This is a genomic window from Streptomyces sp. NPDC015532, assembly GCF_043078065.1.
Lineage (GTDB): Bacteria > Actinomycetota > Actinomycetes > Streptomycetales > Streptomycetaceae > Streptomyces.
In genome coordinates this window covers 343,514-369,209 of the sequence record NZ_JBIBSY010000005.1, presented here as the reverse complement: position 1 = coordinate 369,209, position 25,696 = coordinate 343,514, and the positions used below count along the sequence as shown (strand labels likewise).

General features: G+C 72.4%; 28 protein-coding genes. 15 read left to right on the top strand and 13 right to left on the bottom strand.

Annotation, left to right across the window (positions count from 1 at the left end):
• Window positions 1-226: 226 nt before the first annotated feature.
• From ACF07B_RS19170 to ACF07B_RS19160, 3 genes are read left to right on the top strand one after another with little or no spacing between them, the layout of a single operon-like run.
• A complete protein-coding gene (locus ACF07B_RS19170; RefSeq protein WP_392179730.1) occupies window positions 227-1,693 on the top strand; it encodes an APC family permease in 1,467 nt (488 codons plus the stop codon).
• On the top strand, window positions 1,690-2,127 hold the full coding sequence (locus ACF07B_RS19165; protein WP_369483574.1) for a hypothetical protein: 438 nt from the start codon (window positions 1,690-1,692) through the stop codon (window positions 2,125-2,127). The genes ACF07B_RS19170 and ACF07B_RS19165 overlap by 4 nt, the downstream gene beginning before the upstream one ends.
• The gene (locus tag ACF07B_RS19160; RefSeq protein ID WP_392179729.1) at window positions 2,124-3,488 is read left to right on the top strand and encodes a dipeptidase; all 1,365 of its coding nucleotides are present in this window, start codon (window positions 2,124-2,126) and stop codon (window positions 3,486-3,488) included. Before ACF07B_RS19165 ends, ACF07B_RS19160 begins: the two co-directional genes overlap by 4 nt.
• 124 nt (window positions 3,489-3,612) lie before the next feature.
• On the opposite strand, the gene ACF07B_RS19155 is transcribed toward ACF07B_RS19160, so the two are convergent.
• Window positions 3,613-4,086 (bottom strand): (2Fe-2S)-binding protein, encoded by a 474-nt coding sequence (locus ACF07B_RS19155; RefSeq protein ID WP_369483572.1) that lies wholly within the window; start codon window positions 4,084-4,086, stop codon window positions 3,613-3,615.
• A gap of 84 nt (window positions 4,087-4,170) precedes the next feature.
• The gene (locus ACF07B_RS19150) at window positions 4,171-6,255 is read right to left on the bottom strand and encodes a molybdopterin cofactor-binding domain-containing protein (RefSeq protein ID WP_392179885.1); all 2,085 of its coding nucleotides are present in this window, start codon (window positions 6,253-6,255) and stop codon (window positions 4,171-4,173) included.
• Window positions 6,256-6,657: 402 nt separating this feature from the next.
• Here ACF07B_RS19150 and ACF07B_RS19145 point away from each other — a divergent pair, with 402 nt between their 5' ends.
• On the top strand, window positions 6,658-7,053 hold the full coding sequence (locus ACF07B_RS19145; RefSeq protein WP_362393523.1) for a helix-turn-helix transcriptional regulator: 396 nt from the start codon (window positions 6,658-6,660) through the stop codon (window positions 7,051-7,053).
• 126 nt (window positions 7,054-7,179) lie between these two features.
• Here the strand turns inward: ACF07B_RS19145 and ACF07B_RS19140 are convergent, their stop codons facing one another.
• On the bottom strand, window positions 7,180-7,677 hold the full coding sequence (locus ACF07B_RS19140) for a molybdopterin-dependent oxidoreductase (protein WP_392179728.1): 498 nt from the start codon (window positions 7,675-7,677) through the stop codon (window positions 7,180-7,182).
• Window positions 7,678-7,894: 217 nt separating this feature from the next.
• Here ACF07B_RS19140 and modA point away from each other — a divergent pair, with 217 nt between their 5' ends.
• The 3 genes from modA to ACF07B_RS19125 all read left to right on the top strand — a co-directional run bounded on the left by modA (window position 7,895) and on the right by ACF07B_RS19125 (window position 10,991).
• The gene (modA, locus tag ACF07B_RS19135; protein WP_392179727.1) at window positions 7,895-8,725 is read left to right on the top strand and encodes a molybdate ABC transporter substrate-binding protein; all 831 of its coding nucleotides are present in this window, start codon (window positions 7,895-7,897) and stop codon (window positions 8,723-8,725) included.
• A 162-nt stretch (window positions 8,726-8,887) separates the two neighbouring features.
• Window positions 8,888-9,769: an ABC transporter permease gene (locus ACF07B_RS19130; protein ID WP_392179726.1), complete on the top strand. Its 882-nt coding sequence runs from the start codon at window positions 8,888-8,890 to the stop codon at window positions 9,767-9,769.
• A 139-nt stretch (window positions 9,770-9,908) separates the two neighbouring features.
• On the top strand, window positions 9,909-10,991 hold the full coding sequence (locus ACF07B_RS19125) for an ABC transporter ATP-binding protein (RefSeq protein ID WP_392179725.1): 1,083 nt from the start codon (window positions 9,909-9,911) through the stop codon (window positions 10,989-10,991).
• A 9-nt stretch (window positions 10,992-11,000) separates the two neighbouring features.
• On the opposite strand, the gene ACF07B_RS19120 is transcribed toward ACF07B_RS19125, so the two are convergent.
• A complete protein-coding gene (locus ACF07B_RS19120) occupies window positions 11,001-11,933 on the bottom strand; it encodes an FkbM family methyltransferase (protein ID WP_392179724.1) in 933 nt (310 codons plus the stop codon).
• Window positions 11,934-12,251: 318 nt separating this feature from the next.
• Here ACF07B_RS19120 and ACF07B_RS19115 point away from each other — a divergent pair, with 318 nt between their 5' ends.
• The gene (locus ACF07B_RS19115) at window positions 12,252-12,674 is read left to right on the top strand and encodes an ATP-binding protein (protein ID WP_369483566.1); all 423 of its coding nucleotides are present in this window, start codon (window positions 12,252-12,254) and stop codon (window positions 12,672-12,674) included.
• 171 nt (window positions 12,675-12,845) lie between these two features.
• Here ACF07B_RS19115 and ACF07B_RS19110 read toward each other — a convergent pair whose 3' ends face one another.
• A complete protein-coding gene (locus ACF07B_RS19110; protein ID WP_020871138.1) occupies window positions 12,846-13,049 on the bottom strand; it encodes a cold-shock protein in 204 nt (67 codons plus the stop codon).
• A 282-nt stretch (window positions 13,050-13,331) separates the two neighbouring features.
• Window positions 13,332-13,646: a MerR family transcriptional regulator gene (locus ACF07B_RS19105; RefSeq protein WP_392179723.1), complete on the bottom strand. Its 315-nt coding sequence runs from the start codon at window positions 13,644-13,646 to the stop codon at window positions 13,332-13,334.
• Between the two features lie 199 nt (window positions 13,647-13,845).
• Here ACF07B_RS19105 and ACF07B_RS19100 point away from each other — a divergent pair, with 199 nt between their 5' ends.
• Window positions 13,846-14,694 (top strand): hypothetical protein, encoded by an 849-nt coding sequence (locus tag ACF07B_RS19100; RefSeq protein WP_392179722.1) that lies wholly within the window; start codon window positions 13,846-13,848, stop codon window positions 14,692-14,694.
• An 83-nt stretch (window positions 14,695-14,777) separates the two neighbouring features.
• Here ACF07B_RS19100 and ACF07B_RS19095 read toward each other — a convergent pair whose 3' ends face one another.
• Window positions 14,778-14,999, bottom strand: coding sequence for a hypothetical protein (locus ACF07B_RS19095; RefSeq protein ID WP_037614735.1), 222 nt, complete (start codon window positions 14,997-14,999; stop codon window positions 14,778-14,780).
• Window positions 15,000-15,386: 387 nt separating this feature from the next.
• Complete coding sequence (locus tag ACF07B_RS19090; protein ID WP_392179721.1) at window positions 15,387-15,527, bottom strand: hypothetical protein; 141 nt, start codon at window positions 15,525-15,527, stop codon at window positions 15,387-15,389.
• A gap of 193 nt (window positions 15,528-15,720) precedes the next feature.
• Between ACF07B_RS19090 and ACF07B_RS19085 the strand changes: the two genes are divergently transcribed.
• Together ACF07B_RS19085 and ACF07B_RS19080 are read left to right on the top strand one after the other, a co-directional pair.
• Window positions 15,721-16,281: a SigE family RNA polymerase sigma factor gene (locus ACF07B_RS19085; protein ID WP_392179720.1), complete on the top strand. Its 561-nt coding sequence runs from the start codon at window positions 15,721-15,723 to the stop codon at window positions 16,279-16,281.
• Window positions 16,271-16,882, top strand: a complete 612-nt coding sequence (locus tag ACF07B_RS19080) for a L,D-transpeptidase (RefSeq protein WP_392179719.1) — start codon at window positions 16,271-16,273, stop codon at window positions 16,880-16,882. Before ACF07B_RS19085 ends, ACF07B_RS19080 begins: the two co-directional genes overlap by 11 nt.
• A 56-nt stretch (window positions 16,883-16,938) precedes the next feature.
• On the opposite strand, the gene ACF07B_RS19075 is transcribed toward ACF07B_RS19080, so the two are convergent.
• On the bottom strand, window positions 16,939-18,282 hold the full coding sequence (locus ACF07B_RS19075; protein WP_392179718.1) for a helix-turn-helix domain-containing protein: 1,344 nt from the start codon (window positions 18,280-18,282) through the stop codon (window positions 16,939-16,941).
• Window positions 18,283-18,432: 150 nt separating this feature from the next.
• On the opposite strand from ACF07B_RS19075, the gene ACF07B_RS19070 reads away from it, so the two are divergent.
• Both ACF07B_RS19070 and ACF07B_RS19065 read left to right on the top strand, forming a co-directional pair.
• Complete coding sequence (locus tag ACF07B_RS19070) at window positions 18,433-18,588, top strand: hypothetical protein (protein ID WP_369483559.1); 156 nt, start codon at window positions 18,433-18,435, stop codon at window positions 18,586-18,588.
• Window positions 18,589-18,677: 89 nt separating this feature from the next.
• Entirely contained in the window at window positions 18,678-19,925 is a 1,248-nt protein-coding gene (locus ACF07B_RS19065) for an amidohydrolase (protein ID WP_392179717.1), read from the top strand.
• A gap of 27 nt (window positions 19,926-19,952) precedes the next feature.
• Here ACF07B_RS19065 and ACF07B_RS19060 read toward each other — a convergent pair whose 3' ends face one another.
• The 3 genes from ACF07B_RS19060 to ACF07B_RS19050 all read right to left on the bottom strand — a co-directional run bounded on the left by ACF07B_RS19060 (window position 19,953) and on the right by ACF07B_RS19050 (window position 23,201).
• On the bottom strand, window positions 19,953-21,218 hold the full coding sequence (locus ACF07B_RS19060) for a hypothetical protein (protein WP_392179716.1): 1,266 nt from the start codon (window positions 21,216-21,218) through the stop codon (window positions 19,953-19,955).
• 121 nt (window positions 21,219-21,339) lie between these two features.
• Window positions 21,340-22,473 (bottom strand): PP2C family protein-serine/threonine phosphatase, encoded by a 1,134-nt coding sequence (locus tag ACF07B_RS19055; RefSeq protein WP_392179884.1) that lies wholly within the window; start codon window positions 22,471-22,473, stop codon window positions 21,340-21,342.
• A gap of 89 nt (window positions 22,474-22,562) precedes the next feature.
• Window positions 22,563-23,201 (bottom strand): NAD(P)H-binding protein, encoded by a 639-nt coding sequence (locus tag ACF07B_RS19050; RefSeq protein ID WP_362393569.1) that lies wholly within the window; start codon window positions 23,199-23,201, stop codon window positions 22,563-22,565.
• Window positions 23,202-23,369: 168 nt separating this feature from the next.
• Here ACF07B_RS19050 and ACF07B_RS19045 point away from each other — a divergent pair, with 168 nt between their 5' ends.
• Window positions 23,370-23,804, top strand: coding sequence for a hypothetical protein (locus tag ACF07B_RS19045; protein WP_392179715.1), 435 nt, complete (start codon window positions 23,370-23,372; stop codon window positions 23,802-23,804).
• Window positions 23,805-23,889: 85 nt separating this feature from the next.
• Here the strand turns inward: ACF07B_RS19045 and ACF07B_RS19040 are convergent, their stop codons facing one another.
• Window positions 23,890-24,441, bottom strand: a complete 552-nt coding sequence (locus ACF07B_RS19040) for an SH3 domain-containing protein (RefSeq protein ID WP_392179714.1) — start codon at window positions 24,439-24,441, stop codon at window positions 23,890-23,892.
• 307 nt (window positions 24,442-24,748) lie between these two features.
• On the opposite strand from ACF07B_RS19040, the gene ACF07B_RS19035 reads away from it, so the two are divergent.
• The gene (locus ACF07B_RS19035) at window positions 24,749-25,648 is read left to right on the top strand and encodes a hypothetical protein (protein WP_369483553.1); all 900 of its coding nucleotides are present in this window, start codon (window positions 24,749-24,751) and stop codon (window positions 25,646-25,648) included.
• Window positions 25,649-25,696 lie beyond the last annotated feature (48 nt).

Below are 25,696 nucleotides of genomic sequence, written 5' to 3'. Positions count from 1 at the left end.
CTCACCGGCGGGAACCGGGGCCCACCCCGGCCGCGGGCAGGAGAGCGCCGTCGCCGGAGGAACCTCTGCCGCCCCCGGACAGATCACCCGCCGCGCGATACCGGTCACCCGGACGCATCACCATCGCGCACCATCACTCCCCCGGACGGATCACCCGCCGCGCGATGCCGGTCACTCGCACGGAGGCTGGCCTCATCGCTTCTACACGGGAACAGGGAGGCGTCCGATGAGCTCGATGGACATGCCCGCGGACGCGCCACGGGAGACCGCGCGGACCGCCCGGGTCGCGGCACCGGCGGCGCCGAGACTCACCTGGCTGACGCTGGCGCTCATGACGACCGCCTCGGTCGCGAGTCTGCGGGCCGCCCCCACGATGGCGGTGTACGGCCTGGCCTGCGTGTTCCTCTACCTGGTCCCGGCGATCGTGTTCCTGCTGCCGACCGCCCTGGTCTCGGCGGAGCTGGCCTCGGGCTGGAACGGCGGTGTCTACCGCTGGGTGAGCGAGGGACTGTCCAAGCCGCTCGGATTCCTCGCGGTGTGGTGCCAGTTCGCGATGACGATCTTCTACTACCCGAGCCTGCTGGCCTTCGTGGCGAGCACCATCGCGTACATCATCGACCCGGCCCTGGCCTCCAGCGGCCTCTACACCGCGATCGTCATCGTGGTCCTGTACTGGACCGGCGTCTGGGTCTCCTCGCGCGGCACCAAGGCCCTGGCCGGACTGTCCAGTTGGGGTCTGGTCATCGGCACCCTGGTACCCGGCACGATCCTCGTCGTGCTCGGCATGGTCTTCCTGGCCCAGGGCAACCCCTCGGCGGCGCCCATGACGGCCAACCATCTGCTGCCGGCCTGGACGGGCCTCGCCAGCCTCGTCCTGATCGTCAACAACTTCCTCTCGTACTCCGGCATGGAGATGAACGCCGTCCATGTGTCGTCCCTGAAGAACCCGGCGAAGGAGTACCCGAAGTCGATGTTCCTGGCGATGGGCCTGGTGCTGCTCATCTTCATCCTGCCCGCGCTGGCCATCAGCTGGGTGGTGCCCGCCGACCAGACGAGCCTCACCGCCGGTGTCATGCAGGCGTTCGACGCGTTCTTCGCGTACTTCGACATCGGCTGGATGACCCCGATCGCGGCGGTGATGCTGATCTCCGCGTCGCTGGCCGGCATGCTGACCTGGCTCGCCGGACCCTCGAAGGGTCTTCTGGAGATCTCCCGCAGCGAGGGCTATCTGCCCCCTTTCCTCCAGCAGTTGAACCGGTTCGGCATCCAGCAGAACATCCTGGTGACCCAGGGCGTCGTGACCACGGTGATCGCGCTGGGCTACGCGTTCATCCCGAACGTGTCCAACGTGTACTGGATCTTCTCGACGATCACCACGCAGGTGTACCTCATCGTCTATCTGCTGATGTTCGTCGCGGCGGTCCGGCTGCGGAAGAACCAGCCCGACCACCCGCGCGGCTACCGCGTCCCGGCCCTCACCCTGGTGTGTGTCGTCGGATTCCTGGCCTCGGCCTCGGCCATGGTCATCGGTTTCGTGCCGCCCTCGCAGTTCGGCAGCAACAGCGTCCTGCTGTACGTCATCATCATCGGCTCCGGTCTCGGCGTCCTCGGTCTGCTGATCCCCTGGGCGTTCCTTAAGTTCCGCAAGCCCGGCTGGCAGTCGGAGGCCGCTCGCGAGGAGGCGGGGGCATGAGTCCCACCCGGTTCGCGTCCGAGCACAAATGGATCTACTACGGCGCGATCATCGTGCTGCTCGGTCTCGTGGTGGCCGGGCTCGTGCGCTACTCGGCCATCACGACGAACAACAAGGCCACGACCAAGGCCAACGAACTCGCCGACGCGGCCGTGGAAGCCGGCCTTCCCCGGCCCGACACCGAGCTGATCGCCAGCGTGCTGGGCACCGACGGCGGCCTGGTCTGCGACGATCCGGCCAGCGCCCTCAAGTCGGCGCTGTGGAAGATCAACGTGTCCAACGGCGCCGCGTTCGTCGGACAGCGGCCCGTCATCGGTGACGGCAAGTCGCTCCGGGCGGAGGCCACGATCATCGAGATCTACTGCCCGGAGAAGCTGGACAAGATCCAGGACAGGCTCGACGACCTGAAGACCGACGACACGGTGAGGCGGTGACCGTGTCCGAACTCGCCGAGAAGATCACCGGGTTGATGGGGCGGGCCAGGGCGGACCTGGCCGAGCTGGTCGCGATCCCGTCGGTCGCCGACCCGCGCCAGTACCCTCCCGAGGAATGCCACCGGGCCGCGCGGTGGGTGGCGGACGCCTTCACCGAGGCGGGGCTCCACGACGTCCATCTCGCCGAGACGCCCGACGGGAGCCACGCCGTCATCGGCCACCGCCCGCCGCCCCCCGGCGCCCCCACCGTCCTGCTGTACTGCCACTACGACGTGCAGCCACCGCTGGACGACGACGCCTGGACCACACCGCCCTTCGCCCTCACCGAACGCGACGGCCGCTGGTACGGGCGCGGCACCGCGGACTGCAAGGGCAACATCGTGATGCACCTGACCGCCCTGCGCGCACTCGGCGACGACATCCCGGTCGGCCTGAAGTTCGTCGCCGAGGGATCGGAGGAGCAGGGCACGGGCGGTCTGGAGAGCTACGTGGCCCAGCATCCGGAGCAGTTCCTCGCCGACGCGCTGCTGGTGTGCGACACCGGCAACGCGGAGGTCGGCACGGGTACCGCCACCGTCACCCTGCGCGGCCTCGCCAACATCGTCGTCACCGTCGACACCCTGGCCGGGGAGGTGCACTCGGGCATGTTCGGCGGGCCCGCCCCGGACGCGCTCGCCGCGCTGATCCAGATGCTCTCCACCCTGCGCGACCCGGCCACCGGCGCCACACGCGTCGACGGACTCGACTGCGAGGGCGAGTGGGAGGGTGCCGGGTACGACGAGGAGCAGTTCCGCGCCGACGCCGGCGTGCTGGACGGCGTCCGTCTCACCGGGACCGGCACGGTCGCCGACCGGCTGTGGGCCCGCCCCGCCGTCACCGTCCTCGGCATCGACTGCCCTCCGGTGGTCGGCTCCGCCGCCGCCGTACCGCCCACCGCACGGGCCCGGGTGAGCCTGCGGATCCCGCCCGGCACGAACCCGGCGGTGGCCCGCGCGGCCCTCACCCGGCATCTCACCGAGGCCGCGCCCTGGGGCGTCCGGGTCGGCGTCGAGGACGAGAGCGCCGGTGCCCCCTTCAGGGCGGCCACCGACGGTCCCGCCTACACGGCGCTCGGCCGCGCCATGAACGAGGTCTACGGCAGGCCCATGGCCTTCCTCGGCCAGGGCGGCTCCATCCCGCTGTGCAACGTCCTCGCCGAGACCTATCCCCGCGCCGAGATCATCCTCATGGGCGTGGAGGAACCCAAGTGCCTCATCCACGCGCCCAACGAGAGCGTCGACCCGTCCGAGATCGAGCACATGGCCCAGGTCGAGGCGCTCTTCCTCCACGCATACGCGGCCACGGGGAGCCGCGGCCGCTGACTCCCGGCACGGTGGCCGCCCGCGGGATCAGGCTGCCCCCGCGCTGCCACTCCCGGTGGGATCACGGCCGTCCCCGCACGGTCGCGATCCCGCCCTCGTTCCGGACGGGACGTGTTCCCCCCGCCTACGCGGAGGGACCTCGGCCACCGTGCGCGGAAGCCTTCTTGATCGCCTCACGGATGCGGGAGTACGTACCGCAGCGGCACACGTTCTCGATACGGTCGATCTCGGCGTCCGTGGGGTGCGCCGTCTTCTCCAGCAGGGCCGCGGCGGCCATGATCTGGCCGGGCTGGCAGAAACCGCACTGGGAGACGTCGCAGTCGAGCCAGGCCTGCTGCACGGGGTGCAGGCGGTCGCCGTCGGCGAGGCCCTCGATGGTGGTGACCTCGCGGTCCGCGCAGTCCGCGACCGGGACGACACAGGGCTGGATCTCCGCACCGTCGAGATGACTGGTGCAGGCCCGGCAGACCCCGACACCGCAGCCGTACTTGGGCCCGGTCACGTCCAGCAGGTCCCGCAGCACCCACAGCAGCGGCATGTCCGCCGGTGCCTCGACGGTGACCTGTCTCCCGTTGAGGACGAAGGAGTAGGACGGCATCAGCACTCTCTCCGGAGCGGCATCGGTACGCGCACCTCTAACGGGTCTCGGAAGCAGGTCGGGAAGAGGCCTCGGGACGAGGTCTCAGAAATCGATCGGGAAACGGCGGGGACGGGTCCCCGTCGCACGGGCGTAGGCGTTGGCCACCGCTCCGGCCGCCGCGGGGACACCGAGTTCGCCGGCCCCTCCGGGCTCCCCTCCGGAGGGCATGATGTGCGCCTCTAAACGCAGCGGGGCATTCCGCTGACGAGCCCAGCGGAAGTCGGTGAAGCTGCCCTCGCGGACGGCGCCCGCGTCGAGGTGCAGGCCGGCCGTGAGCACGGTGGAGATGCCGTCGACCGCGGTCCCCATGAGCTGAGCCTCGAGTCCGCGCGGGTTGACGGCCGTTCCGACGTCGGCGGCCATCACGACCTTGGTGACCCGCGGGTTCTTCGGGTCGCGGCAGTCGATCTCGACGAGACAGGCCACGCAGGAGCCGTACTCCTCGTGCACGGCCATGCCCTGAGCCTGTCCGGCCGGCATGCTCCGGCCCCAGTGTCCGGCCTCCGCCGCCCGGTCGAGCACGGCCCTGACCGCCTTGCCGCGCAGCGTCGTACGCCGGAAGGCGACCGGGTCCTGTCCAAGAGCCCGCGCGATGTCGTCGACGACGATCTCCTCCGCGGTCCGCATGGTCCCGGAGTCCACGGAACGCCAGGCGCCCAGCGGCATGGCCAGCCCCACCGATCCCGAATCCCCGGAGACACGGCCGAAGTTGTAGAGCCCGCTGTCGCTGGGCAGCGGGCCGGCGGCCCGGGCGCCCGTGGTGGTGACACCGCCCTGCGCGGTCGCGCCCGGCTTCTCGTACGACTCGCTCACCGACGCCGTCATGTGCGTGAACTCCACCACCCGGCCGCCCGCGTGGCTGGCCCGGATGCGGTGGTGACTGGCCGGGCGCATCCGGCCGTGCCGCATGTCGTCTGCGCGACTCCACATCAGCTTCACCGGACGGCCGGCCGCCTTGGAGACGAGGGCCGCCTCGACGGCCGCGTCATACGTGAGCCGCCGCCCGAACGAGCCGCCGCCGCGCAGGACATGGACCCGGACCTTCGACGCGGGGAGCCCGGTCACCGAGGCGATCGTGTCGCGCGCGTCCATCGGCGTCTGGGAGGAGAACCAGATCTCGGCACTGTGCTCCCGTACGTCCGCGACCGCGGTCAGCACCTCCATCGGGGCGTGCCCGACGAAGGCGAACTCGAACTCGCCGCCCACCTGCCGGGTGCCGAGCAGCGGGGTGCCCAGCGGCGGGACGGCGGCCCGCAGCCGGGCCCGTACGTCCGCGTCGGACAGCGCGGCGAGCGGGCCCGGTGACCAGGTGATCCGCAGGGCTTCCCGGGCCTTGAAGGCGTGGTGGAAGGTGTCCGCCACGACGGCGACACCGCCCTCGATCCTGACGACCGCGTGGACGCCGGGCAGCGCGCGGGCCGCCCGGTCGTCGAGCGAACGGACCTTCCCGCCGAGCGTCGGCGGCCGGGCCACCACGCTCGGCTTCGCCCCGGCCACCGTCAGGTCGCCGGTGTACTTCGCCCTGCCGGTGACGATGTCCCGCGCGTCGATCCGGGACGTCGGCCGCCCGATCACCCGGTGCCGGGAGGCCGGCTTGGGGTCGGTGGACACGGCGGGCCGGTGGATCCGGGCGGCTGCCTCGGTCAGCGATCCGAACGTGGCCGTACGGCCGTCGGGCGCCACGACCATGGTGTCCCGCGTGCGCAGCGCCTTCGGGGGTATGTGCCAGCGCCGGGAGGCGGCGGTCACCAGCTTGGCGCGTGCGGTGGCGGCCAGCGCGCGGGCGGGCCCGTACAGCGAACCGACCGAGTTCGAGCCGCCGGTGAACTGGTTGCCGCTCCTCCGGGCCTCGGCGAGCGGGATCTCGACGTCGGCGAGCCGGGCGTCCAGTTCCTCGGCGATCATCATGGCGACCGCGGTGGTGATGCCCTGGCCGACCTCGACCCGCGGCAGCCGGACGACGACCTTGTTGGCCGCGGTGACCTCCAGGACCAGCATCTCGTCGTCGGTGCCGGTCACCAGGACGCCGGAAGGTCCCGCGGTGGGCTCGGCGCCCTCCGCCGGGGAGGTGTCGCAGCCGAGCGGCGCGGCGACGATCAAGGTGGACGCGGCCAGGGTGTGGACGATGAACCTGCGGCGGGACAGCTGACGGGCCAACAGAGGCTCCTCTCCGAGCCGTCCGGGAGCGTACGACCAGTAGGAGGGACGGACCGGCCGAAGGGTTCCCGCTGAACGTGCCCGCCGTCCCTCGCGTTCCCGTACCGACCGAACGGCGGTCCGGGGAGGACCGGTTCGACGCGGACATCTGCGCGCACGCGGAGAAGGGGGTTCGGGTGCGGGTGCACGACACCGACGTCACCGAACGCCGCGTCGACGCCCTGGCCGAGTGGACCAGCGACGGCCCCAACGGCGTTTCAGGAGCGGGTCCTCCTGCCGGGCGGGCGCGCCCTTCGCCCTGTTGGGGACGGCCGGCGCCGCTCCCGGCGCCCGGCTTGCAGGTGCGAGGACCACCTGCCTATCGTCGCGGCCATGCAGTCCTACACCATCGGCCAGGCCGCCCGGCTCCTCGGCGTGAGCCCCGACACCGCCCGTCGCTGGGCGGACGCCGGGCGGGTGGCCACCCACCGGGACGACAGCGGACGGCGCCTCATCGAGGGCCGTGACCTCGCCGCGTTCTCGGTGGAACTGGCCGGAGCCGGTGGCGAGGAGGGCGTCACCTCCTACACGTCCGTCCGCAACGCCTTCCCCGGCATCGTCACCGCCGTCAAGCTCGGCGATGTCGCGGCCCAGGTGGAGATCCAGGCGGGACCCCACCGGCTGGTCTCCCTGCTGACCCGGGAGGCCGTCGAGGAACTGGGCCTGGAGGTCGGCGTGGAGGCCACGGCCAGGGTCAAGTCGACCAACGTGCACATCGACCGCGCCTGACCGGACGCCACGCGGCGCGCACGTAACGCCGAACGCCGAGCGCCGAACGCCGAACGCCGAACGCCGAGCGCGTAACGCCGGGCACCGGGCACCGGGCACCGGGCACCGAGAACCTGGCACCGACGGTCAGCCGGGGACGCCGGCCCGCCAGGACGGATACCGGCCTTCCACCCGGATGCTCTTGATGCCACTGATGTGCCGGGCCCCGCACCGGTCCTGCGGCAGGACCAGTTGCGGTCCCGCCCGGTCCAGCGGGATGCCGTCGACGCCCGCCGCGAGCAGCACCGGAGCGTCCGCGAAGTCGGGGTCGATCTCGGCCCAGGTGAGCAGTGCGCGGTGGCCGTCCGCGCCCGCCACCGCGATGAGGAAGCGCAGCCGGTCCTTGCGACGGGACGGATCGAAGCGGGGGCCGGCGTCGCGCAGCACGTCGTGCAGCAGCGGGCCCTCGAAACCGTGATGCCGCACCCCGCTGGTGGCGCACTCGAAGGCGACCCGCACCCGGTGCTGGGGCCAGGCCGACAGGTCGGGAACGGTCAGCAGAGCGGGCCGGGCGAGGTCACCGGTCAGAGCGAGTTCGGCGAGCGGGGGAGCCGGCGGCGTCGGCTGTGTCAGGGGCTGGCTCACTGGACAGCACCTCCCGGTGGACGGTACCCCGCGGGCGACCCGGGGCAAACGCACATGCGTACATCCGAAGCCCCTGGGCACAGCTCATGCGATGCGACAGGAGACTTACGACTCGCATATGCGGAAGTATGATCAGCCCATGGCAGAACGTGAGCCCAGGACCCGGGATCACGACGGAGGCTTCAGCGAGCCTCAGAGTCTTCGAGGGAGTAGATCCGTGACGACCCGACCCGCGCGCCGGACCCGCCGCACCGCGCGGACCCTGCAGGTGGCCGGCGGCGGCGCCGCCGCGCTGCTGGCCCTGAGCGCCTGCTCCTCCTCCGACTCCTCCGAATCGCCGGACAAGGCGTCGGCCTCGTCGAAGCTCTCCGGCACGGTCACCGTGTTCGCCGCGGCCTCCCTGAAGGAGAGCTTCACGGCCCTCGGCGAGCAGTTCGAGAAGGCCCACCCGGGCACCAAGGTCACCTTCAGCTTCGGCGGCAGCGACAGCCTCGCCGCGAGCATCACGGGCGGCGCCCCGGCGGACGTCTTCGCCGCGGCCAGCCCGAAGACGATGGCCATCGTGAGCGACAAGGGCGACACGGCGGCCGCCCCCGCCACCTTCGTGCGCAACCAGCTGGAGATCGCCACCCTCCCCGGCAACCCGGACAAGGTCTCCTCCCTGAAGGACCTCACCAAGCCCGGCCTCAAGGTCGTCCTGTGCGACAAGACCGTGCCGTGCGGCGCCGCCGCGCAGAAGGCGCTGGAGGCGAGCAAGCTGAAGCTCACCCCCGTGTCCTACGAACAGGACGTCAAGAGTGCCCTGACCAAGGTGGAGCTGAAGGAGGCCGACGCGGCGGTCGTGTACAAGACCGACGTGAAGGCCGCGGGTGACAAGGTGGAGGGCGTGGAGTTCCCCGAGTCCGCCGAGGCCGTCAACGACTACCCGATCGCCCTGCTCAAGGACGCGCACAACGCGGCGGCGGGCAAGGCGTTCATCGACCTGGTGCGGTCCGCGGAGGGCCAGAAGGTGCTGACGGAGGCCGGCTTCCTCCAGCCCACGTCCTGACCCCGGCCGTCTCCGACCGGCCGTGTCCCGGCGCGCGCCGTCCCTGCCCGTCCGTCTCGGGCGCGCGCCCCGGCCGTCCGCCGCACGGCGCCCGCCGCGCGGCACCTCTCCCGTGCGGCGCGCCCCTTGAAACGGACGCGCCGGACCCCGTCTCCTGAAGCCATGAGTGATCCCGTGACCTCGTCCGACCCCTCCGGCGCCCCGGCCGCCACCCTCACCGGCGGGCCGCGGCGCGGGCGCGGCCGGACACCGGCCCGGACGCCGGGCGGGGCACCGCTGCCCCTGCTGCTGCCCGCCCTCGTCGGGCTCGCGTTCCTGCTCCTCCCGCTGGTCGCGCTGCTCGTACGGGCGCCCTGGCGCAGCATGCCGGAACAGCTGTCCAAGCCCGAGGTGTGGCAGGCCCTCCAGCTCTCCCTGTTCTCGGCCACGGCGGCCACCGCGGTGTGCCTGGTGCTCGGGGTGCCGCTCGCCTGGCTGCTGGCGCGCACGGAGTTCCCCGGCCGGGGACTCGTCCGGGCCCTGGTCACCCTGCCCCTCGTCCTGCCTCCGGTGGTCGGCGGTGTCGCGCTGCTGCTGGCCCTCGGCCGCAACGGCGTCGTCGGGAAACTGCTCGACTCCTGGTTCGGGATCACGCTGCCGTTCACGACGGCCGGGGTGGTCGTGGCCGAGGCCTTCGTGGCGATGCCCTTCCTGGTGATCAGCGTGGAAGGCACCCTGCGGGCGGCCGACCCGCGCTACGAGGAGGCCGCCATGACCCTCGGCGCCTCCCCCTTCACCGCCTTCCGCCGGGTCACCCTGCCCCTCATCGCGCCGGGCATCGCCGCCGGCTCGGTGCTGGCCTGGGCCCGCGCCCTCGGCGAGTTCGGCGCGACGATCACCTTCGCGGGCAATTTCCCGGGCCGTACCCAGACCATGCCGCTGGCCGTCTACCTGGCCCTTCAGAGCGACCCCGACGCGGCGATCGCCCTGAGTCTGGTCCTGCTCCTGGTGTCGATCGCGGTTCTCGCCGGACTGCGGGACTGCTGGATGACGGCCGCCTCATGACGGACACAGGCGCCGGTACGGGCACGGACAGAAGGACGGGAACGGGCACAGGGATGGGCACGGACACAGGTACGGGCACGTACGGACACAGGTACGGGTACGACGGACGCCGTGCGGACGAGGGTGAGGTGATCGCGTCATGACCGGGGCGAACCCGAAGGCGGCGTCCGCGCGGTCCGGCAAGGGCCTCGACGCCCGTCTCGTCGTCCGGCGCGGCGCGTTCCACCTCGACATCGAACTGTCCGCCGCCCCCGGTGACGTCGTCGCGCTGCTCGGTCCGAACGGCGCGGGCAAGACGACCGCGCTGCGCGCGCTGGCCGGGCTCACCCCGCTGTCCGAGGGCGGCCGGCTGCTGCTGGACGGCGCGCGGCTGGACCGTACGCCGCCGGAGTCCCGCCCGGTCGGCGTCGTCTTCCAGGACTACCTGCTCTTCCCGCATCTGTCCGCGCTCGACAACGTCGCCTTCGGACCGCGCTGCCAGGGCGTGCCCAAGGCGGAGGCCCGGATCCAGGCCGCCGCGTGGCTGGACCGCATGGGCCTCGCCGACTTCGCGGGGACCAGGCCCCGCCGGCTCTCCGGCGGACAGGCGCAGCGGGTCGCCGTCGCCCGCGCCCTCGCCACCCGCCCCCGGCTGCTGCTGCTCGACGAACCGCTCGCCGCGCTCGACGCCCGGACGCGACTGGAGGTGCGGGCTCAGCTCCGCCACCATCTCGCCGACTTCGAGGCCGTCGCCGTCCTCGTGACACACGATCCGCTGGACGCGATGGTGCTGGCCGACCGGCTCGTGGTCGTCGAGGACGGCCGGGTGGTCCAGGAGGGCGGGCCGTCGGACATCGCCCGCAGACCGCGCACCGACTACATCGCCCAGCTGGTCGGGCTCAACCTCTACCGGGGCGAGGCCGGGGGACACACCGTACGGCTGGAGGCGGGCCCGGCGATCACCACGACCGAGCGGCTCGACGGCCCCGTGTTCGTGGCGTTCCCGCCGGGTGCCGTGACCCTCCACCGCGAGCGCCCCACCGGGTCCAGCGCCCGCAACCTGTGGCAGTGCCGCGTCACGGGTCTGGAGACGCACGGCGACCAGATCCGCGTGGCCGTCACCGGCGAACTCCCGCTCGCCGCCGACCTGACGACGGTCGCCGCGGCGGAACTGGGCCTGCACCCGGGCACCCCCGTCTGGGCCACGGTGAAGGCGGCCCAGACGCACGCCTATCCGGCTTAGGGGGATGGGCTACCGGCCGGCCGGGACTGCCGTCGCGCGGACCATCACGCAGTCGAACTCCACCACCCGGCCGGTCGCCTCCTCCCGTGACACCGGGTACATGCCGGTGATCTCGAAGCCGCGCTCCTCGTACACGGCGATGGCCTCGCCCATGCGGGGACTGCCCTCGTACAGCCGCAGTGTCGCGACCTCCGACTGCATGGCGACGAAGTCCTCGGCCCGTTCCCCGGCGCCCGCGAACACCTCCAGGTCGTAGCCCTGGGTGTCCATCTTCAGATAGGGGCGGGGGTCGTCGATCCCGGCGAGGGCCGTGTCCATCATCCCGTCGAGACGGCGGACTTCGATGTCCTCGGTCCGGGTCTTGGCGAAGCGCTTGTAGCGGTCCTTGCCGTAATCGCTGGGCGGAAGAAGGGAGTTCATGGTGTTCCAGCCCACATGGATGGACTGGGTGGTGTCCTCACGGCCGAGACCGATCCGGTGCACCTGCCAGTCGGGGTCCCCCTCGGCCGCCTGCCTGAGCTTTCCGAAGGCCTCCGCGGTCGGCTCGAACGAGACGATGCGGCCGGTGTAGCCGAGGCGGCGCAACTGGCGTCCGTACTGACCGGAGTTGGCTCCCACGTCGAAGACGCAGTTCACCTCGTACCTGTCCAGCAGCGCGGTGACGTGCTGCCCGCAGAGATAGGACGCGGCCGAGAGCTGGAACTTGCGTTCGTCGGCCGCCGCCTCCTTCTCGTCGAGCAGGAGCCGGGCGCCGGTGCCACCGAGCGGCACCTGCTTCCAGGCCGCCGTCCGCCCCCGCAGCACCAGATCGGCGCCCTTGCCCAGGGCCACGCGTCTGCGCACTCCGCGCCGGTAGAGCACCGCGGCTCCCGATCCGAGATCCAGCACCTGCACCCCTACGCGGGGAAGCAGACCGAGCAGCTTTCTGTGAAGGGTCGCCATGAACCACACCCTGTCAGACATCCCCGCGTGTCCACCGGGAGTTGGTTGAACGAGGTTCTGGTCGGTCGCACGGTGGCGCCCGGCTTCGCCACGACGACTTCCACCTGCTGAACTCCGGTCACCGAGAGGGCTGTTGAGCGTTCTTTGACGTCCCGTGGCGGCTTTGTGACGCGGGACGTTGGTTGCGGGCCGTCCGGGTGGGGCATCACCCGGGGGCAGGACCGGCCGCGCACCGTTTCGCGCGGGGTCCCGGTCGACGGGGACGGAGCCGTCGGCCGGGTGCTGGTTGTCCTGGGAGGGGGAAGAGAGGTGTCAGTCATGCGTGCGCACCAGCGCACCGTCCGGCCGACCGCCCGCGTGGAGTACACACTGCCGCGTACGGCCGTCTCGGCGGGCAGGGCCCGCAAGCTGACGACGGCGTTTCTGACCCGGCCACGGCCACGGCTCGCGTCGCCGACCGCGGACCAGGTGGACGACGCCACACTCATCGCCTCGGAACTCGTCGCCAACGCCGTGCGGTACGGCCGCAGCGGCTGCCGGCTGCGGCTGCAACTGGGACACGGACGGGTGACCGTAGAGGTCCACGACGACAGCCCCGGACGGCCGCGGATCGGCGCGCTGGACACGGAATCGGAAAGCGGCCGGGGCCTGGCGATGGTCCAGCAGCTCGCGCACAGCCTGGAGATCGTCAGTACGGGCTTCGGCGGCAAGACCGTCCGCGCGGTCCTGGCGGTGCGGTAGCGGCGCGTGCCCGGCGAACCGTTCTCAGCGACCACATCGGCGATCCAGGTTTGACACCGCCGAAAAGGGGAACGGCCACCGAAAATTCATCGTATTTTCGATGGCCGCAAAAAAACGGACGGCCGGTGCCCGCACCCTGAGGTGCGAACGCCGGCCGTCCGGTGTCCCAGACTAGGCGGGGACGATGTTCTCCGCCTGCGGGCCCTTCTGGCCCTGCGTGACGTCGAAGGTAACCTTCTGGCCTTCCTGGAGCTCACGGAAGCCAGAGGTGGCGATGTTCGAGTAGTGAGCGAAGACGTCGGCGCCGCCGCCATCCTGCTCGATGAAGCCGAAGCCCTTTTCCGCGTTGAACCACTTCACGGTGCCAGTAGCCATGTCAAATCTCCTTCGGGGCAAAGCTCGAAGGTCCACACTGTGTGGACCTGCGTCGCCGCAATGATTGCCCCAACCGGAATGCACCGGTAAAACCTTTGGGAACCACAACTGCAACTGAAATCGACAGTAGCACGTCGACCGTCTCGAAGCGGGCGCACTATCTCACCCCGGCGTGGGGAATATCGAAACCTCGCGAGCTCGTGCACTAAATTCTGTACCGGCCGGAACAGATATGCCGGGGCCTGTCGGGAAAACGCCACCAGAGGGCCCCTGCCGTCCCGTTCACACGCCCTGGGGTGTCGAGCCGCGCAGTTCCTCGTTGATCCGCAGAGCCTCGTCGAGGCTGTCCTCCAGCGTGACGATTCTGCAGGCGGCCTCGACGGGCGTGCCCTGGTCGACGAGGTCACGGGCGCGGGCGGCGATCCTGAGCTGGTTGCGGGAGTACCGCCGGTGGCCGCCCTCGGAACGGAGGGGTGCGATCAGCCCGGCCTCCCCGACGGCCCGCAGGAACGCGGGTGTGGCGCCCATCAGCTCGGCCGCCCGTCCCATCGTGTAGGCGGGGTAGTCGTCGTCTTCGAACCGGTCGGTGGGGCTCATGGTGCTTCCCTGGTGCGCGTGCATCACCATCCACTCTGGCAGATCCCCGCCGGTGGCGGCCCGGGCACCCGGCACCGGCACGGTGACATCCGCGCGCCGCTCTCACCCGGACGGCCCGGTGCGCTGGTGGGGGGCCGTGGCCGGTGGTGGCGTGGAAGGACACAGCCCGTCCTCGGGACCGTCCTCGGGAGGCCCTCGCATGATCCGTCCGTCCTGTCTCCTCGCCTCCGCACTGACCGCGGGGATGCTGCTCTCGACGGCCGCCTGCTCGAACGGCGGAGGTGACGGCGGCGGCTCCGGCCCTACGCACGCCCCCGCGTCCGCCGCCTCCACGGTCCCGGCCTCTCCCGTCGCCGAGGAGCCCGGCGCCGCGTCGGCCTCGCCCTCCCCTTCCGTGCGTACGCTCACCGAGGCCGAGGCGCAGTCGGCGCTGATCACCAACTCGGACCTGGGCTCGCAGTGGGACGAGGTGAAGAGTGTGGCGGCCTGGCACGACGCGCTGCTCAAGAGCAAGGTCGACGCGTCGGCCTTCGTCACCGACAAGGGGAACGCCGCGCAGTGCCAGAAGCTGCTGGACGGCCTGTACAAGGAGGACCTGCTGGGCAAGCCGCAGGGGGCCGGTGCCGTCACCGGCTTCGACGACAACGACAACGACGCCCAGATGCGCTACGAGGTCGCCTCGTACGGGAAGAGTGCCCTGGACACCCAGCTGAAGTGGCTGAAGACGCTGCCGGACGTCTGTGACGAGTTCACGGCGGTCAACGGCAAGGGCGACCGGCAGACGGTGCAGGTCGTCTCGACCCATCTGCCCGATGTGGGGGACGCCCGACAGGGCTTCCAGGTGACGATGAGCGGTCAGCTGGAGGGCGACCCGGACACGCTGACGCTCGATTTCGCGGCGGTGCGGGTGGGCGACAGCGCCCTGTCCCTCACCAACGGCGGGCTCTCGGGCACCGAGCACCAGTCCACCGAGCAGGCGGTGGAGGCGGGTGCGAGCCGCCTGAAGGACGTACTGGCGGGGAAGTCTCCCGCGCCGACCCAGGGCTGAGACACGACAGGCTCCCGGGCACACCGCGGCCCGGGCAACCTGTTGGGGGGCTGCCGCGGGCCGGAGGTGTCAGAGGGTGCGGTTCAGAGCCGGTCCATTCGGGTGTAGGGGCTCAGGACGCGGACCTGGCGAGCGCCGAAGTCGACGAGCATCGCGATGCCCTCTTCGACGCCGACGATCGTGCCCAGGCCGTACTGGTCGTGGGAGACGCGGTCTCCGAGGCTGAACTCCTTGGCCACGGGGACGACGGGTGCAGCGAAGGGGCTGGTGGGCAGGTGGCGCCGGGGCGCGGAGGATTTACTCATCGTGATTCCAGTATGGGCCCTATTCCGGCGGGCGGTAGGGCTTGATGGTCTCGATCCCGCTCCGACTCGGCCTCCCCGGGGACTACGGGCCACGGCGTGCGGGCATCCCCTCGCGCGTTCCCCGCCCGGTCGCCCGCGCGTTCCGCGAGGTCATCCGCGGGGGCTCCGGCTCCACGATCTTCCCGGTGCGCGGACCGGTCCGCCGGGCGAGCCTGTCGCGGACCGGACAACCCCCGGCAGCGCGTCCCGGGCGGCCCGGCCCCGGCGCCGCGGGCCGTCGGCACAGCGGAGACGAAAGGGGCGTGCGCCCGGCGCGCGCGCCGGGCAGGCCCGCTTCACAAGCGACGCGATTCCGGCCGGCCGCGGGAGGCCGCCCGGCCTCCCGGGTCAGCCCGCCAGGAGTTCGCGCCGCGTCGAGGTACCCGGGCCGCCGTCCAGCCTGATCAGCCGGTCGGCCAGGCGCAGGGAGCCGGCGCGCTGCGGGACCAGGTCGGACCACTGCCGGTCGGCGGCGGGCAGCCCGCGCACGGTGACGTCGCCCCTGGCGCCGCCCCGCACGACGACCCGTCCGGCGGCGCGACGATCCGGCCGTCCCTGCGTCCCACGGTCATGGTGATCCCCCCGCGGTGTGTTTCGATGGGCGACGTACGGGACCTGTACGCACGGCCGGGACGGCCGAGTCGCGTACGGACGGCCAGAGTTCGGACATTCGGGCGGGGGCATGACCGAGGAAGAGTTCGACGCGTTCTACGCGACCGCCTTCCCTCGACTGACCGGTCAGCTCTACGCGTTCACGGGGGATCACGGCGAGGCGCAGGACGTCGTCCAGGAGGCGTTCGTCCGCGCCTGGGACAGACGGGGCGAGTTCCTCGCCGACGGTGCTCCCGAGGCGTGGATACGGACCGTGGCGACGCGGCTCGCGGTGAGCCGCTGGCGCCGGGCCCGCCGCTGGCTGGAGCTCATGCGGCGCACACCGCCGGCCGACCACACACCGGGTCCGGGCCCCGAACGCACCACCCTCGTGGCCGCGCTGCGAACGCTGCCCGAAGCCCAGCGGATGGCGATCGTTCTGCACCATCTGTGCGACTTGAGTGTCGAGCAGGTAGCCTCCGAAACCGGTGCCCCCGTCGGCACGGTCAAGGCACGGCTGTCGCGTGGCCGGACGGCGCTGGCGCGGGTGCTCTCGGAGGATTCGGCGGAAGACCTGGCCGGCTCCGCACGTCCCCTCGGGTTCGCGGGCGCGTCCGGCAAGGGGGAGAGGGAGGACGGCCGTGCCCGATGAACTAGCCTCCGCTCTGCGTGAGTTGGCGAACGAGGCGGCGAGGCCTCCGGTGCTGACCGGTGCGGAGATCCGCGACCGGGCGACGGGCCGCCGCCGTCGCCGCCGTACGGCTCTGGCCGCGGCCGGCGTCTCCCTCGCGGGCACGCTCGCGCTGGTCGTGGTGGGCCCGGACGGCGGGACACGGCACGAGCCCGCTCCGGCCGCGAGCGCGCCGGTGGCATCACCGGACGCCACGATCGATCTGGACGAGCGGGTGATCACGGTCGCCGGCCACCGGCTGACGGTCCACGGCGGCACTCTGACCGGGGACACCCCGACGGTCCGGATGACGGTCACGGCGAAGGAAGCCCACCTGAGGGTCTCCGGCGAGACGGTCGGCCTCGGAAGCGGCTACTTCTTCCGGGCCACCTGGGCGCTCAGGCTCACCGGGCCCGACGGCAGAACGGACTACGTGGGCTCCCTGTCCAACGACGAGGGCATCTACGACCCTGACCACGGCTGGATCGGCCTGGACATGGCCGATGCCAAGCTGCTGTACGACCGGCTCGAACGGGGCGCGGTGGTCGAGATCCGCCCGTCGGCCAGCGCCTCGGCCTCCTAGGCGGGCAGCCCGCAGCCCACAGCCCGCACCGGAACGCCCCGCACCCGCGCGGGTCTTCAGAGGGGCGGCTGGGCCGGAGCGGGGCCGAGGGTCGTCGTGCCCGGGGCGGTGCGGTGGCCGAGGCCCGTGCGGTAGGCGTCCAGAGCCGCTTCCACGCGGCCGGTGCGCCGCAGCAGGTCGCCCAGCAGCCGGCACAGGTCCGCCAGGTCACCCGCCGCGCCCGCCCGCTCCAGCAGGCTCATCGCCCGCACATAGTGCTCCTCCGCCGCCTCGGTGTCGCGGGTGTCCTCCGCGATGATCCCGAGCAGGCGGTGCGCGGCGGCGGCGTGGATGGCGCCCCGCTCGGAACTCAGGTCACCGAGCACCTGCCGCAGCAGCCCGTCCGCCTCGTCGGACTTGCCGCGCCGGTGCAGCACGTCGGCCAGTTCCACCGCGACCTGGCTCGTGTACAGCGCGGCCCGCTTCGCTGAGAGCATGGCCTGCGCCTCGCGCAACTCATCCTCCGCACGCTCCAGTTCACCGTTCTGCGCGTACAGATAACCGCGCATCCAGTGGCAGTTGGCGAGCTCGGTGCGGATCTGGAGCTGCCGGTAGAGCTCGGCGGCCTTGGCGAGGGAGACGTCGGCCTCGGCGATCCGCCCCTCGGCGATCATCGTCCGCGCCACCGACCGGTGCATCCGCGCCACCAGCGCCGGGTCCTGGACCTGCGGCGCGAGGGCGAGCGCGAACTCGGCGGCCTGGGCGGCACGGGCGTGCGCACCCATGTCCATGTAGGGCCCTATGACTCCCGTGTACAGGAGAAGCAGCGCCTCGGGATCGTGCAGGCCCGTCCGGTTGAGCTCGTCGATGGTGGACTCGAACAGGTAGCAGGCGTAACGGAGTTCACCGGCGAGATAGTGGGAGACGGCCCGGCCGCGTACGGCGGGCACCCGCTGCGGCAGCGGCGCGTCCCCCATCCGCTGCTCCGACTCCTCGAAGCGCCGCTGCGCCGTCTCCAGGTCCCCGGTGTCCAGCGCGCATTCGCCGAGTCCGAGGAGCGCCGCCGCCTGCTCGGCGACCAGTCCGTGGGCCTCCGCCTCCGCGAGCAGAACCGCGTAGACCTCGGCGGCGACCTCGGCCTCTCCGGTGGAGAGCGTGCGCTGCGCGTCCGTCAGCCGCAGCCGCAGGCCGGTGGCGAGATGGGCGGGCCGCCCGGTCAGCAGCTCCTCGTACGCGATCCCGAGACGGTCGGCTATGTGCCGCAGCGCGGGCTCGGAGGCCCGCACCCGGCCGGCCTCCAGCGTGGAGATGTACGCGGGCGTGTACACGGGCTCCGCGAGCTGTCTCTGCGTCAGGCCTCGTTCTGTGCGCAGCTGTTGCACCCTGCGCCCGATGATCTCAGGGTCGTCCCGCTCCGCCATGGGCTAAGCATGCCATCAAGGCGAGTTGAACCGGTCCGGCTTTTGACTACCGTCCGACCTCGGAGCCCTCTTGCGACGGAAGGCCGGGAACCTCTACGTTAAGCGCCGGATTAAGCATGCTTAATACGCCGCTGTTGTTGCGAGGTCACCGTGCTCCGACGTATTTCCGCGCGCTACTCCAGAGGGTTCCTGGCCGCCGTCATCGCGGTCGCCGCGCTGGTCACGGCGGCGAACGTCGGTCCGGCGAGAGCGGCCGAAGCGGCCCCCGCCGCACACACCACCGCGCACACGGCCGGTCACCGGTAACTCCCCGCGGGCGGTGACGCGTTCTCCCCGGGTCGTACGACAGCGGCGAATCCCCCGCGGCGGGAAAACATGGCGCCTACAGTGAACCGGTGACCTCTACCGCCGCTCGTACCGCGCTGGACCTCACCGCCGACCTCCCGGTCCCCTCCCTGGAGGACTTCTACCGGGATCTGCACCGGCATCCCGAACTGTCGCTGCGCGAACACCGTACGGCCGCCGCCCTCGCGGAACGGCTGCGGAAGGCCGGATACGACACGACCGAGGGCGTGGGCGGTACGGGCGTCGTCGGCGTGCTGCGGAACGGGGACGGCCCCACGGTCCTGCTGCGCGCCGACATGGACGCGCTGCCCGTGGCCGAGGAGACCGGGCTGCCGTACGCCTCGGAGACCGACGGGGTCATGCACGCCTGCGGCCACGATCTGCACGTCACCTGGCTCGCCGGCGCGGCCCGGGCGCTGGCCGCCGGGCGGGACACCTGGTCCGGCACGCTGGTGCTGGTCGGACAGCCCGCCGAGGAGACCGGCGAGGGCGCGGCCCGCATGGTCGCGGACGGCCTGCACGAACGGTTCCCGCGGGCCGACGTCCTGCTCGGCCAGCACGTGGCGCCCGGCCCCGCCGGGCTGTACGCGCACTCTCCGGGCCTGATCATGTCCGCCGCGACCGACATCGACATCGTCGTGCACGGGCGGGGCGGGCACGGTTCGCGGCCCGAGGCGACCGTCGATCCGGTGGTGACGGCCGCGTACATCGTGACGCGGCTCCAGACGGTCGTCAGCCGGGAGATCGCGGCCCGGGACTCCGCCGTGCTGACGGTGGGACGGATCGAGGCCGGCACCCGGCACAACATCATCCCGTCCGAGGCCCGGATCTCCCTGAACCTGCGCACGCAGTCGCAGGACGTGCGGGAACGGATGATCGCCGCCGTGCGGCGCGTCGCGGCGGGCGAGTGCGCGGCGGCCGGCTGCCCGGCCGAGCCCACGGTCACCGTCGGCAACGACTTCCCGGTGACCGTCAACGACGCCGAGACCGACCGCCGGATCGCCGCGGTGCACGGCGAGGTCTTCGGCGCCGGGACGATCCTCGACCCCGGTCCGGCCATGGGCAGCGAGGACTTCCCGCGGCTCGCGGCCGGCCGTATCCCCTACTCCTACTGGTTCGTGACCAGCACCCCGGCCGACGTCTGGAACGCCGCCCCGGGCGGCGACGACCTCATGACCCGGCTCGCGGCCGTGCCCAGCAATCACAGTCCGCACTTCGCCCCCGACCTGTCCACGGTCGCGCCGGGCGTACGGACCCTGGTGTCGGGGGCACTGGCCTCGCTGTCGGCCGGGAACTGAACACTCCCGGCCCGTGTTCGTGTTCGCTCAGGTCTGCGTCTGCAACTGACGGAGCTGGCGCCGGACATGGTCCAGCGCGCCCTCCCGGCGTCCGGGCACCCGTTGCCTCAACCGGGCGAGTTCCGGACCGAGTTCACGGGCCCGCGCCGGATCGTCGATGCGGCCCCACTGGTGGTGCGCGCGGTCCACGGCCGACTCCACCTCCGGGGCACCCGGCGCCTGTCCCGCGTCCAGCCGGTTCGCCGCGAGGGCCAGCCAGCCACGGCAGCTGCGCTCGGCGTCCCCCGCGAACATCGCCAGGTCGGCCCGTACCTCCATCCAGTGCAGCACCGGCTCGGACCCGAACCCGTGGGTCCGCAGCGCCTGCCGCTCCCACCGCGCCGCCAGCGCGAGGGCGTCGTCGTGGCGCCCGTCGCGGACCGCCGCGGTGATCTCGTCGTGGGGATCGGGGGAGGCCGGACCGCCTCGCTGGTCCGCCTGGCCGGGAAGCGCCACGGACGGCGCGAGCGGCACGGACCGCGCCGACGGCACGGACGGCACGGACGGTGGGCCCGGCACGGACGGTGGGGCCGGCGGGGGCGCGGGCGTGTGCGGCGGAGCCGTGACCGTCGTGAACTCCGGTGCCGGAGGCCAGGGTTGCCCGGCCCACGCCGGCCCGGGCGCGAGCACGAGGTCCGCCTCTCCCCGCCGGGCGTTCTCCTCACCCGAGGTCCTCGTCAGAGCCTGCTCGTGAAGCTGGGCGAGGGGAGGCCGGTGACCGCTGCGCAGCAGGGTGGCGACGGCTCTCATGTACGCCGGCTGCGCCACCGTCCGGCGGGACGGCGGCGGGGCGACGCGGCCGTACAGCTCGGTCGCCGGGCCCGCCGTGAGCGGGCGTCGGGCGAGGAACTCCCAGGTGTCCGCGTCCGCGTGCAGGTCGACGAAGACGGTCGTCGAACCCGGTGGACGCAGCCGGAGTTCGTCGGCGACCCAGTGCCAGGGAAAAGCCGTGTAGCGGACCGTCGCCGGGGTGGTGCGGGCCAGCGCGAGGTGCGGAAGCCGCTGGCGGCGGTCCAGTTGGAGCTGTCCCGTCACGAACATGGTCAGCGGTCCGGGCGCGGTCGCCGCCGCCCGCAGCCGGGTCAGGACGGCCTGCGGCTCCAGCGGGTCGGCCAGTTCGACGACGTTGGCCGTGTCGGTGCCCGACAGCACCGGCGGGGCGACGGCCGCGAGCACGGGGAGCACGGAGGCCGCGTCCACCAGGCACCCCCTGCCCACCGGCGAGGCCGCGAGCAGCAGCACGGTTCCGGGCACAGGTTGCCTCCCCCATCGATCGGACACATCAGCACCGTAACGGCTGCGCATGCAAAGAGGGGAGGAACAGGACGAACGCCCCACCTGGCCGAAAGCCCCGAAGTCCCCGTCCGCCACCGGGCTACGCCCCTCGTCCGCCGCCCGCCCGACGCCGTACGGCGAAGATCGTCGTGTCGTCGGCGAGCCTGCCGCCGCAGTGGGCCAGGGTGCCGTCGCGCACGAACCGGACGAGCCGCTGCGGGTCGGCGATGCGCGGGTCGCGTGCCAGCGCCTTCGTGAGGGTGTCACGGAGCGGGAAGAAGTCACCCGCCGTGTCACGGGCCTCGGTCACCCCGTCGGTGACCAGGAGCAGTGTCTCGCCGGGAGCGAGCGGGACCCGGAGCACCGGTGGCGGCGCGGGCGCCAGTTCGCCCATGCCGAGCGGGAGTCCGTCCCCGGCCGGCAGGCTCCGCACCCCGTCGGAGGTGACCACGAGCGGCGGTTCGTGGCCGAAGTTGACGACCTCCACGGTCACCGGGGCGTCCTCGGGGAAGGCGACCAGGACACCGGTCGCGAAACGGTCGCTGTCGGAGCGGCCGAGCGCCACGCGGTAGCGGTTGTGCCGCAGCATCCTGACCTCCAGCCGTCCGGCGACCGTGCCGAGCAACGGCTCGTGGTACCCCGCCTCGCGGAAGGTGCTGAGCAGCGCGGCCGCCGCCTCGACCGCCGCGAGTCCCTTGCCCTGGACGTCTCCGAGCAGCAGGCGGGTGCCGTGCCGGCCGGGCTGGATGTCGTAGAAGTCGCCGCCGACCCGGGCCTCGCTGTCGGCGGTGAGGTAGACGGCCGCGTGGTCGAGGCCGCCCCAGCCCGGGGGCATCGGGCGCAGCACGGTACGCCGGGTCGTCTCGGCGACGTCCCGCATGTGCAGCATCCGCCGTTCGGCGCGCAGCCGCACGGAACAGGCGAGGGCCGCGAGGCCGCTGCCGACCAGGACCAGGATGAAATCGGGCAGGCCGTTCTGGTACTGGTGCGGCCACGACGTGTCCACGGCGCCGTAGACGAGCAGCGACAGCGCGGCGAACGCCACGGTGCCCACCACTCCGCAGATCGCCGCGGCGATGACCGGCACGAGCACGAGCCAGGAGATGATCCGGAACCGGCCGGAGGTGTTGCCGTCGAGCAGCGCGATGCCGATGAGCAGCAGCAGCGGGGGCAGCCAGGCGACGCTGCGCCCCTGTACCCGCAGCGGCCTCGACCGCTGGAAGGTGTCCGGCATCCCGGCGCGCGGCCGCAGGGCGTCCCGTATCCGGTCGTGGACGGATCTCCGGTCGGCCACCGCGCCCTACCGCCCTCCGTTGCGTTGTCTCAGTAGGCGACGGACATACGGCCGTGCGGGTGGACGGGCATCTCCAGCTGGTCGACGAAGGCCATCGCGTAGTCCTCGGCGCTGATCCTGCTCTGGCCGCCCGCGTCGGTGAGCATGCGGTCGCCGCCGATCCTGAACTCGCCCGTGCGCTCGCCGGGGCCGATCTCGGCGGCGGGTGAGATGTAGGTCCAGTCGAGATCGTCGACGTCGGTCCGCAGATAGGTGAGGGCGTCACGGTGGGCGAGAGCCTCGGGACGGTAGGCCTCGGGGAAGTCCGGCTGGTCGCACGCGGCCTCCCCGGGGGCGACCTCCAGGGTGCCCGCCCCGCCGACGATCACGAGCCGGTGCACCCCGGCCTCACGGACGCCCTCCACCAGGGAGTGGTTGAGGGCGAGGAAGGGTTCGCGGGGATCCGAGCCGTCCCGGGGCGGCACGCATGCCGACCCCACCGCGTCCGCGCCGGCCACCAGCTCGGCGACCTTCGCCGAGTCCGCGGCGTCGGCCGCCGCCGCGGTGACCCCGGGAACCGGGGACTGGCCGGACCGGCTGACCGCGACGACCTGGTGTCCGCGCGCCGACGCCTCTGTGGCGATGCGGCTGCCGACCATGCCGGTGGCACCGAAGAGTACGAGCTTCATGAACCTCAGCGAAGCACGCGACCATGATCACCGCATTTCGGCGGAGCGGCGCGGAGGGCTGTCGTGGGGGCGCCACGGGGGTGCCGTGGGGGCGCGGGGCCCCGACTTGCCAGGGGCTGCGGCGAGGTGTGACCTGGAAGGCGGGGGCGAGCAGAGAGGAGTCCTTCCATGGCTCAAGCCGCACCCGTGTCAGGGACACCAGGTACATCCGGATCGACCGACGTCTTCGGGGCACAGGCCCACACGATCGCGAAGTGGGCCGTGCCCGTCGCCGGCGGACTCGTCTACGGCTACTGGGCCGCCGCCATCAACCGGGACGCCGGTGCCATCACGGGCTGGAACGTGCTGTTCGGCTTCGTGTGCGCCATCGCGTTCGCGGCGGCCTACATGGGCGCCCGGACCGTGGCACCGCTGATGCGGCGCGAGACGCACGCGCTGGTGTGGGCCGTGTTCGCGGGCTGCGCGTTCGGTTTCCTGTACAGCCAGACCGACGCGACCGTTCTGCGGTCCGTGTTCATGTCACTGCCGGTGGCGGTGGGCGTGTACGCGGTGGCCTTCTACCGCTATTACACCCACGAGGACGCGGCGGGAAAGGCGACCTGACGTCTGGCGCGCCGTCGCGACGGCGCACACCGCACATGAGGCCCCGGCGATGCCGGGGCCTCATGCGTCTCCCTCACTCACCCGCTCACCTGCCACCTGGGACCCAGTCCCAGGAGTTCGAGGAGGAGCCGGACACGGTCCAGCTCCACGCGCTGGAGACGGTGAAGCTCCAGGAGCCGGAGGCGGTCACGCTCCAGCCGGGGTCGTCGCCCGGGTCGCGGTTGTCGTCCCAGTGCGCGTTGTGCCAGGTCCCGTCCTTCTGGTCGGGGCACGGGTCGGAGCAACTCGGCACCGACCGGCCGTCGGTGGAGACGAACGCGGCGCTGGCCCAGGCATGGGCGCCGACGAGCCAGTACCAGACGGTGGTGCCGAGCACGCTCTGCCCGTTCACCGCGCACTCGACGCGGTCCTGGCTGCCCGGTGAGAGCGCGCCGACGACCGGCGAGTTCGTGCTGGGCTGAAGCCGCACGTTCAGTTCTCCACGGGAGATGACGGTGCCCCGGACGGGGCTTCCGGAGCCGTCGCCGGTGTGCGCCGACCCGGTCGCCGCCATGGAGGGACCGGCGGCCAGGACCGTCAGTACACCGCTGCTGAGCAGGGCCGCGGCAAGAGTCCGCGGGGTTGAGGTGGTGCGCATATCGGCCTCCTTTTCCCCAGATCCAGGAAACACCCGTTCGGGTGAGGGCTCCACCCGAGCGGCCAAAGCCCTTGGGGCCATGGGGATGCACGGGGGTGAGCGGCGGTGCCGGGGGTGGCCGGCGGGACCCGGACGGCGATCCCGACGGGACACGGACCGGGGCCGCCGGAATCGGGCGGCCCGCCGACGGGGGGGCGGGGTCCGGCTCTGCCGGTCGGGTGCGGCGGCTCCCCGTACGGCTTGTCATATGCGCCCATTTGCAGTCCGCCCGGTCGCGTACGGGGTCCGGGAGGCCTTGTCTGAGGACGTGTCCCCTCGTGTCCGGAGCGCCCTGTCGGCCGTGCTGATCGCGCTCGCCTGCCTCCTCGCGCCGCTCGGCGCGCTGTCGGCGTGGGCGACGTACGGCCTCGGCGACTCCGAGCGGTACGAGGCCACGATGGCGCCGCTCGCCGGCGACGACGACGTCCGGGAAGCCATCGCGGCCGGTGTCACCGAGGACATCCTGCGCGCGGTCCACGTACGGCCGAGACTCCAGGGGCCGGTGAACCACTTCGTGCGGGACGCCGTGCGCTCGTTCACCGAGACCGACGCGTACCGCACGGCGTGGGAGGCCGCCAACATGGCCGCGCACGACGCCGTGATGCGGGCGCTGCGCGAGGACCGCGAGGGTGCCGTGACCGTCGATCTCGCTCCCGTCACCGAGCGGGTCAAGCGCCGGCTCGCCGACGACCACATGCCGTTGGCCGGCCGGATCCCGGTCGCGCACACCGAGATCACCGTGCTCGAGGCTGAGGACCTGGCCCGGCTCCGGAAGGGGTTCCACGTGCTCGAAGTCGCCGGATTCTGGCTCCCGTCGGCGTCGGTCGTCTTCGCGGTGACGGGCATCGTCATCGCCGTGCGCCGCCGCCGGGCGGTCCTCGCGACGGGCCTCGGCACCGCTCTGGGCGCCGCGCTGCTCGGTGTCGCGATCACCGTCGGCCGCAGGCTCACCCTCGACGACCTGCCGCCCGACGTGTCCCGCACGGCCGCGGGCGCGGTGTACGACGCTCTCACCGAGACCCTCCGGTTCGTCAGCTGGCTGCTGCTGGCCGTGGGCCTGACGGTGGCTCTGACCGCCGCCCTCACCGGCGTCTACGCCCGTCGGCGGCGGCCTGCCGAGACACCCCGCCCGATTCCCGCGGAGCAGTCGACGCACGTGGGCGCCTGACCCGGGGCCCGGCGGGACCGCACCCGGGGCCGTCCCGGGGAAACCTCC